The 8,045-nt window shown below is 69.1% G+C and carries 10 protein-coding genes and 1 pseudogene; 2 read left to right on the top strand and 9 right to left on the bottom strand.

Annotation, left to right across the window (positions count from 1 at the left end; translation table 11 throughout):
- From ABTY04_RS39680 to ABTY04_RS39645, 8 genes are all read right to left on the bottom strand, one after another.
- The coding region (locus tag ABTY04_RS39680) for a transposase family protein (protein WP_352218296.1) at positions 1-254 on the bottom strand (254 nt) is incomplete at its 3' end.
- A gap of 121 nt (positions 255-375) precedes the next feature.
- Positions 376-1,194 (bottom strand): hypothetical protein, encoded by an 819-nt coding sequence (locus ABTY04_RS39675; RefSeq protein WP_352218295.1) that lies wholly within the window; start codon positions 1,192-1,194, stop codon positions 376-378.
- Between the two features lie 799 nt (positions 1,195-1,993).
- Complete coding sequence (locus ABTY04_RS39670) at positions 1,994-2,224, bottom strand: hypothetical protein (RefSeq protein WP_352218294.1); 231 nt, start codon at positions 2,222-2,224, stop codon at positions 1,994-1,996.
- A 69-nt stretch (positions 2,225-2,293) separates the two neighbouring features.
- A complete protein-coding gene (locus ABTY04_RS39665; protein WP_352218298.1) occupies positions 2,294-2,692 on the bottom strand; it encodes an STAS domain-containing protein in 399 nt (132 codons plus the stop codon).
- 110 nt (positions 2,693-2,802) lie between these two features.
- The gene (locus tag ABTY04_RS39660) at positions 2,803-3,168 is read right to left on the bottom strand and encodes a hypothetical protein (RefSeq protein WP_352218293.1); all 366 of its coding nucleotides are present in this window, start codon (positions 3,166-3,168) and stop codon (positions 2,803-2,805) included.
- Entirely contained in the window at positions 3,165-3,428 is a 264-nt protein-coding gene (locus ABTY04_RS39655; protein ID WP_352218292.1) for a hypothetical protein, read from the bottom strand. Before ABTY04_RS39655 ends, ABTY04_RS39660 begins: the two co-directional genes overlap by 4 nt.
- Positions 3,429-3,538: 110 nt before the next feature.
- A complete protein-coding gene (locus ABTY04_RS39650; RefSeq protein ID WP_352218291.1) occupies positions 3,539-3,877 on the bottom strand; it encodes a hypothetical protein in 339 nt (112 codons plus the stop codon).
- Positions 3,878-4,003: 126 nt separating this feature from the next.
- Positions 4,004-4,294 (bottom strand): protein kinase domain-containing protein, encoded by a 291-nt coding sequence (locus tag ABTY04_RS39645; RefSeq protein ID WP_502996825.1) that lies wholly within the window; start codon positions 4,292-4,294, stop codon positions 4,004-4,006.
- A gap of 30 nt (positions 4,295-4,324) precedes the next feature.
- Between ABTY04_RS39645 and ABTY04_RS39640 the strand changes: the two are divergent.
- Both ABTY04_RS39640 and ABTY04_RS39635 read left to right on the top strand, forming a co-directional pair.
- A pseudogene (locus tag ABTY04_RS39640) lies at positions 4,325-5,245 on the top strand (helix-turn-helix transcriptional regulator); the annotation flags it as partial.
- A gap of 708 nt (positions 5,246-5,953) precedes the next feature.
- A complete protein-coding gene (locus tag ABTY04_RS39635; RefSeq protein ID WP_352218290.1) occupies positions 5,954-6,574 on the top strand; it encodes a hypothetical protein in 621 nt (206 codons plus the stop codon).
- Here ABTY04_RS39635 and ABTY04_RS39630 read toward each other — a convergent pair.
- Positions 6,564-8,045 (bottom strand): hypothetical protein (locus ABTY04_RS39630; RefSeq protein ID WP_352218289.1); only part of this gene is annotated, 1,482 nt, incomplete at its 5' end. The two genes, ABTY04_RS39635 and ABTY04_RS39630, sit on opposite strands and share 11 nt — an antisense overlap.

The raw sequence follows: 8,045 nt of genomic DNA, 5'->3' as shown, positions 1-8,045 counted from the left end.
GGGGTGCGGCGCGCGAACCGCTCGGTGAGCCCGTCTACCTGCTCGACGAACGTACGACGAGAACACCCGGAGACACGGCATACGAACCGTCTGACCAGCAGGTTGATCACGGTTTTCTGTCCGGCCACCGCGAGGTCGGCCAAGCGCCGCTGGTAGTTGCCGTGGATGCGACGGGACGCCGCCCCGCATCCGGGGCAGACCGCTTCCGCGGCCACGGCTCTCGCCACGAAAGTGACCGTGCCGTCACCGACCATCACTTGATCCACCGCGACCGACGCCAGATGAGAGAAGGCCGTCCAGAGAACGCTGCAGTCACACGAACCACGATCCTGCCAGGGCCTTGTGACGCGCTGTCATCGCCCCACAAGAAGTGGATCAGAACCGAACTACATGGCCGTTGACAGCCAGAGCCACGTTCCGTGTACGCCGACAGTGCTGGCCTTCGCGGGCATGATGGTGCTCTGTGGGCCACCGCAGGACGGGGCGGTTGGCTGCTGTGTACTCATCCGCGATGTTGAAGACGCTTTCGCAGTTGGGGCACTCCGCCTTGCCGAAGAGGTGGAGGATTCCGTTGGCGAGTGCGCTCTCCTCATCCCGGGCAGTGATCTCGTGCATCCATCGGCCGACGCCGGACAACTCCTCGGCGGGTGCCGGCCGCAGGTCGCGCCGGTCCACGTCGCCCAGGTCCCAGTCCCGGATCGCTGAGTAGCGGCCGTAGTTGTCGATGGCGATGGTCACTGTCACGGCACAGTGGGGGCAGTCCAGGACGTAGAAGTCGTCCGTGAAGTCGCTCAGGACGGCTGCCCAGTGGTACTCCTCCTCTACCGCGAGCAGTGCGCGGAAGGCGGCGAGATAGTCGGCTGGTCTTGATTGCAGGTGCCTGTCCAGCAGTCCACGGAACTGCACGATGGCGTCAGCGCAGCCCGCCAGCAGCTCGTCGCAGCCGTGCTGTCCTGCGGCACGCTCCATGATTTCTCCGGCCAGACGGCGTGCGTCCGCGTTGCCCGCGGCGAGGCGTACCAGGCGGGGCAGCGCGGCGAAGCTGGCGGGAGATACGAGGTCGTACTCGAGGACCAGCCTGTATCCCAGCTCCTTCCATGCTTCTGCGTCACTTTCGCGCTCCAACTGTTCCAAGAGCTTGGGGACGCGATCGGTGTCGAAACGACAGTCGTACATTTGTGCCCAGTTCACCACCCGGGTATTTAACCGCTCGCCGGGCTCCGAGGCGACTGCGTGTCCGTAGCCGTTGCACTGGTGCCGCGCTGGCTGATCTGGGCGGCATAGGCGGGTCCGAAGCCGTTCCTTTCCCTTTGCCACACGTCGGCAGTGTTCTGGTGATAGCCCAGCAGTCAGCTGACGGCGACGGCCGGCAGTTCTGAGGCGATGTCCATCAGCGCGGTCTTGCAGGCGTGGCGGGCGGATACCTACCCGCTTGAGGCGGTGGCCGAGGTGCTCGGCCGTGATGTGTTCTCCGGCGAAGCCGCCGGGAAAGAGCCAGTCGGAATCCTGGATCGCTGTTGCCCGGCCTCTGCGGTCGCGGATTAGTTGGCGGACCAGGGAATCCAGGGGCGGCGGCAGGTCGATTGGTGTGGTGCCCAGAAGGAGAGCGAGGGCGTCACCACGGTCAATGACCTGGCCGACGGCGATGGTGACGATGCGATGGGGTGGTTGCGCCAGGAGGAGAACGAGAAGGCCGGCTACTCGGTCGGCGAGTTTCAGGCTGTTGTCGTTGACCAGGCGGCCGACCAGGCGTCAGCGTTCGTCATACGTGATCCCCGGGCTGGTATATCCGCCGAAGTGGGTCGGTGCTGTGAGCGGGCGAGTGTGCCCCACGCCGGCCGGCCCAGTGCAGGAAATGTCGGACGAGGGCGCGCGCGGTGGGCTGAGCCGCTGGCGAGCCAGAGGTCGACGTGGTCCTGAGTGCATTCGGCGAGCGGGATTCTCTCCTCTTGGAGCCATTCGAGCAGGCGCACGACATGCCGGATCTGTCCTTTCACCCCGTCGGCCTGGTTTTGGAGATGCGGGTGCCCGGGCGGCGGAGCCGACGGAAGTGGTGCCAGGTGGTGAAGCTGCGAAGCACCTTCCGCTTGTCGGGGTCGCTCACGCGGCCCGGGTAGGTCCGATGCAGCCACTTCTCGAGGTCGGCGAGTTCCTCGTCGCGTGCTGGCAGAGCGCCCCCGACGACGAGCGTGGACCGCACGGTGCGGACAGCAACGGTGTGCATCTGGTATTCCAGACGGTCCAGCGTGTCGTGAGTGACGGGACCGGCGTCCTCCGGTGAGTACCGTCTCGTCTAGAAGCGGGTCACTTCCTCGGTGCTGAAGACCGCGAGGTCGCGTGAGCGTTGTGCCCGTTCTTGGAGCAGGCGGCGGAAGCCCGCAAGCGCGTACCGCTCTCCGGTGGCCGAGCCCGGCCCGCGGATACCGGCAACCTGGGCCATGAGCTGCTGGGGCTGAGGCTGCCAGCCGACGACCTGGACGCGCAGGCCCAGGCACTCCGCACGCCGGTGCAGGTCCAGGAGGTGGAGCAGTCCGTCGGAGTCCATGGATACGACACCGTGCAGATCCATCACGAGGTCGCGCTCATCGGCAGTGACGTGATCGAGTGCCTGCTGGAGCACCAGGCCCGCGTCCTCCGCGAGTTCCCCACTGGCGCCAACATGGACCGAGCTGAGGCAGCGCTGAACGTCCATGGTGATCAATACCGTCTCCTCTTTCGCCTACCCGAAGGCGGCCTGCCCGTGTGCCACCATCCTGGTCCGGAGCAGGACCTCCCGGGCTCTGCGATGAGGTGTGTCGGTGATCAGCTCGTCCAGGTCTTGATCTGAGCTGCGACCTCCCGCACGGGGAGTCCGTCCCGTGCGGCGCGGGCCAGGGGGAGAACGGTGTCCAGGCCGGGGCTGACCGGGAGGCCGCACGCCGACAGGTAGGCCGCGGTTACCGTGGCCGCGAACAGCAGGTTCCTCATTTCAAGGCTCGGGTTCCTCGCCAGCTCGCACAGCAGCGCCGCCGCCTTGTGGTGCGGCTCGGGGTAGACCTCGTGGTCGAGGACCTCGGCACGATGACGTGCCTCTGCCGCGACCGGCACCCCGTAGTCGACGACCTGGGGGTCCCCAGGGATCTGCTGCGCCACTGCCAAGATCCAGGCGAGGTCGATCCGGAGGTTCACGCGGCGTCCCTCGGCGCGGTGTCTGCCAGACCCGCCGGGAGGCCGGGGTATCGGTCCTCATCGAATTCCGCCTCGAACTGCTCGGCGTACGAGGCCAGGAACGCCGCGGCGCCGGCCATGAACGCGGCGCGCGACTCGTTCACGTCCTGCTCGATCAGATCGGCCACGTACCCCTGCAGGCTCAGACCGCGGCGCTTGGCCCGGTCCTCGGCGGCCGCCTTGATGTCGTCATCCAGTCGGATGTTCGTCTGCTTTCCCATACCGACCACCATAGCTAGCTACTGATACCAGCAGCTAGCAAAACCGGAAGGCTCAGCCATATCACCGCTGCGCCGGGGCCGGTGCAGCCCGCGGCGCACAGGTGCCGCCGTCACGGGCGCCGGGAGGGCAGGAGCGCCCCGACAGCCAGGCTGCTCACGACCCAGGCCCCCATTCCGGCCGCGATGATGCCCACGACCGGGCCCCAGTATCCGGCGGCGACGAGCGCGCACCCCAGGGCCCCGCTGAGCAGACCGGCCGTGGAGGCGAGCTCCGCCTCGTGGCCGCCACGGTGGAGCACCACTTCCACTAAGGCCCGCACGGCGGCCGCCGCCGTCACGAGCGCCGGCCCGGTCACCATCCCCACCAAGACGGACGCCCCCCACGGCATCGCGCTCCAGCCCAACAGCACGACCATCGTCACCGAGGCGATCACCAGCGCCGCGAACACCCAGGGCTACATCCCCCGCGGTCGCGGGCCACCGCTGCGGATCCTTGCTCAGCGGCTCCGCCACCAGGCGCTCGAGCTCGGTGGGCACCTCGGGCCGATGGGAGCGGATGGGGGCGGGGGCCTGGTTCAGGTACTGGGCCAGGACAGGACAGGCCATCCGCCACCGGTGAACGGCGGCGCGCTGGTCAGCAGCTCGTACGGCAGGCACCCCAGCGAATACAGGTCGCTGCGGGTGCCGATCTTCGCGTCGCCACGCGCCTGCTCCGGAGACATGTACGACGGGGTACCGATCATCGCCCCGGTTCCGGTGACGGGATGGCCGACCGCGTCGGCACGCCGGGCGATCCCGAAGTTGCATACCTTCACCCGCCCGCCAGCCGTGAGCAGGATATTCGCGGGCTTGATGTCGCGGTGCACCACACCGGCCGTGTGGGCGGCCTGCAGGTCATGGCAGATCTGCTCCCCCAGGCCACGACGTCGCTGACCGCCGGCAGACCGCTGGCCGAGTCGTTCCTGCTGGGGATGGCGGCGGCGGTCGCCGAGTGGGCCAGCGGATTTGACGAGGCCGAGCGGATCGTGGAGCGCGGTCTGGCCGGCCAGTATCCCGCCCTGCTCCACCCGATGGAGCACGCGCTGCTCAACACCCGCGCCGACATCGTCGCGGCCCGCGGTGACGTGGCCCGGCTGATCGCCGTACGCGGCGACGGTGTGGGCGTCGCCGCGCGCGCCAACCATGGACTCTCCAACCGTGATGCCCACGTGCTGATGGCACTCGTACACACGGGGCGAGCCGAGGAGGCCGGACGGCTCGCCGACGCCTTCGACCTGAGCTGGGCCCAGGAGTCATGGGAGCTGAACCGCTTCCTCTACGCGCGGGGAGTGCAGCGCCCGCCGTCGGCGACCCGGCGGGCGTGCTCCACGACTTCCTGGAGTGCGGCCGCCGGCAGACCGCCCGTGAGGTGCTCAGCCCGGTCGTCACCCCCTGGCGGACGGCGGTCGCCCAGTGCCGTCTCGCGCTCGGCGGCGGCCAGGAGGCCCTGGCCTTGGCCACCGAGGAATTGCGGCTGGCCCGGGTGTGGAACACCCCGCGCACGGTGGGACGCGCGCTGCGCGTCCTCGGCACCGTGACCGGCGGCCGCCGCGGACTGCACCTCGCCGAGGAGGCGGTCGAGACCCTCAGGGCCGCGCCCGCCGACGCCCGGCATGGAACTTGCCGAGGCCCTCCTCGCCCAGGGCCGCCAACTCCTCGCCGCCGGCGAGCGCGGACGCGCCCGTGGCCGGCTGCGCGAGGAACAACTGCGCCGCATCGGAAAGGAGCCGGAGAGACCCGGCCTGGAGCTGCGCTGGGCGGCCGATGCCCGGGACGCCCGCGTCACCCTGCAGACCGAGGTGGACATCGCGGCGGCCGTGGTGACCTGGGAACTGCCGGCCTGAGGTGTTCGGAACGGCAGTTCCCGGGACGGGGGAGCCGTCCGGCACGAGCGTGCAAGACGGGGAGAGGGAGCCGGTGACGACGGATCGGGCGACGCCGGTGCTCGGACGGGTGAGGCGGGCGACGCCGAGGCCCGTAGCGGCGGTGCCGAGGTCCTCTGGTTGCCGGCGGTGTGGTGGCCGGCGTTGGGTGAGAGTCTGTGTCGGGCCGGTGCCGAGGGTGTGCTGACAGAGAGGGGATGAGGCGGTGGGGTTCTACGGGGCCTGTTTCCGTCCGGCAGGGCAGTTGCTCGCCGCAGGCGACCCGCCCTATGCGACGCCGCCGGCCCAGCCTTGTGTTCGCCGGTCTTCGCTCCGCCGCGAGCCTCGCACGCATGGTGCGAGGCAGTGGCTGCCTACCAGCACCGGCGTCACCTTGGATCCGAGAGGGACCACGGCCGGCCGGCAGGCCTGCGGCTGGCTCATGCCGGCGCACAAAGTCGCGGCCTCACGCCCCCGGCGCGCGCCCAAAACGCGCTGACTCGCCGATGCACAAAGGTTTGCGACCACCCGCCGGAGCCGTCGAGAAGCACACACCCACCGCATTCGAAGACCCGATATGACGGACCTCACCCAATCCCGGTAAATCTTTGGGAAGGTGGTGCAATGCGTCTGTTCGCCGATCATGTCTCGGGTCCGCCGTCCGCTGAGCGATTCACCGGGCCGCTGTGGTTGCGGGAGCGGCCTGGGGGACTCAACGAGATCGAATGGCGGCTGCGCCCCGGTCTACCCGCGTTTGTGCTCTACCACGCCAGGATGACCTCGTCGATGTCCCTGTTGTTGGCCTGCTGCGGCAACGCGTTCGACTCGGCTTTGGCCGCGATGCGGGAAGGCACCGAGGAGTATTTGCCCAAGGAGATGGTGCAGCACTGGACGTCCTTCGCGCACATGGTGGCCAATGGGCAACGAGGCGATCTCTCCGATCTCGGGATCACGTTGGTCACTGACCCCGTTGACGGTGTGAAGGGCGGTTGTGTCGCCACGATCACGAGCCCGCGCGGGAGCGAGAGCGAGCTGAAAGACGCCCTGACCCGGGTGATCAGGGGAGCGGCCTCCGCGATCGGGGAAGGTGTCGAGGCAGCTGAGCGATCACCCCGGATCCGCAGGCTGCTGGCCGCGCAGTCGGATCACGCGGTGCTGGACGACCGGCTGGAGGCCATCGCCGCGACCGGGTTCCCTTTCGGCGACACTAGGTCCCTGCTCGATCTGGACTGGCCTACAAAATGAACAGCGGCCGTCCGTCGCGGACGGTGTAGAGCGGGTTGCCGAGCTTGTCGACGCCGGTGCGGCAGATCAGGTCCATCGCCTCCTCGAACGTCTCGGCGACGCCGTGGATGTCGCGGTCCTCCTCGAACAGCCGGCGCACGGTGTCCAGGTCTGGCAGCGCACCGGTGGACATGACCAGCCCGCCCCAGGCCAGCGCGCGGACGTAGCGCATTTGGTCGAACACGCCGGCCAGCCCGGCAGGCCGGAGGATCGCGACGGACCTGGCCACCGCATCGAGGTCGGGAGCGCGCTGCTCCATCGCCGCGATGAGCACCGCGGCCGCCAGCTGGGTGAACACCTCGGTGGCGCGGGTGGCACGATCCCGCGCGATCTCCAGGGGATAGATCACGCCGGCCGCCTGCCTGGCGACGTCGCGCAGCAGCGTGAGCAGCTCCTGGGCCTCACCTTCCGCCCGGGACAGGGCGGCCCGCGTGCTCTGGAAGGAGTGCCGCCAGTCCTCGCTCGCGTCGTCGGAGAACCAGTACACGGGCGCGTCGTCGCCAATCGACAGCTCGATCGCGGCGCAGCCACTGTGGGCGTCGATGGACACGTCGACGTGGCCGTCGACCACCGTCCCGATGGGCAGTCCGAACGCGTACGTGCCGGTCATGACCACCTGCTCGCCGTCGGTGACGGTGTACCGGTCGCGCTCGTCGACGGCGACCGTGACCGGGTGGCGGCCGAGCGACAGCACCGTGCGCTGGAACATCAGCGCGACGTTCCGGGCGAGGTCCTCGTCCGGAAGGCGTTCAAGTGTTTCGCCGTGCAGCGCGACGAGCCGGTCCGCACCCAGGTCGGCGGTGGCGTCGTCGACGTCCCACCGCACGTTGCCGCGGCGCGCCCATGCGTCGAACTCCGTGTACATCTTCCGGTCCTGGTTGTTCGCGAGGAACTCATCGAGGTTCGCGGCGTGGTCCGCGCGGCCGAAGTCGATCACCCGCCGCACGAAGTACTCGATCATCTGGTCGACCGTGCGTTGGCTGTCGTCCTCGTCGAGCAGATGGGCGATCAACCCGAGGTCGGTGTACAAGTACGCGATGGCGTAGGAGAAGAACAGCTCGGGGTCGCCGAGGCGGGCGTCGACGCCCATGCCGGCGCTCCACAGCGCCTTCACCAGGAGATAGCCGGGCAGATAGCCGCCGTCCTCGGGATCGGCCGACCGGACGAGGACATCGCAGCGGCGGGTCACGGCCTCTCGCTGCCGACGCGTCGAACCGAGGACGAAGTCGAGTACATCGCGGGTCACCGCGTCCCGGCGCTCCTCCGGTTCGAAGGACGCGATCGCGCCGGGGCCGAAGTAGTCGGCGACCCGGGCCAACACCGGGCACAGCCGGGGCAGCGTGCCGTGCGACGACAGGTCGAACTCGGCAAACAGGGCCAGTCCCTCGGCGAGCGGGCGCTGGAGTGCGATGAAGGCCTCGTACCGCATCAT

This window comes from Streptomyces sp. NPDC097981, from assembly GCF_040302565.1.
GTDB lineage: Bacteria > Actinomycetota > Actinomycetes > Streptomycetales > Streptomycetaceae > Streptomyces.
This window is presented reverse-complemented; position numbering and strand designations above follow the sequence as displayed.

What these genes read in the sequence shown, in the direction of transcription:
- ABTY04_RS39670 (WP_352218294.1), bottom strand. Translation starts at nt 2,224, where the DNA reads ATGCACACCGTTGCTGTCCGCACCGTGCGGTCCACGCTCGTCGTCGGG.
- ABTY04_RS39655 (WP_352218292.1), bottom strand. Translation starts at nt 3,428, where the DNA reads ATGGGAAAGCAGACGAACATCCGACTGGATGACGACATCAAGGCGGCC.
- ABTY04_RS39665 (WP_352218298.1), bottom strand. Translation starts at nt 2,692, where the DNA reads ATGGACGTTCAGCGCTGCCTCAGCTCGGTCCATGTTGGCGCCAGTGGG.
- ABTY04_RS39635 (WP_352218290.1), top strand. Translation starts at nt 5,954, where the DNA reads ATGCGTCTGTTCGCCGATCATGTCTCGGGTCCGCCGTCCGCTGAGCGA.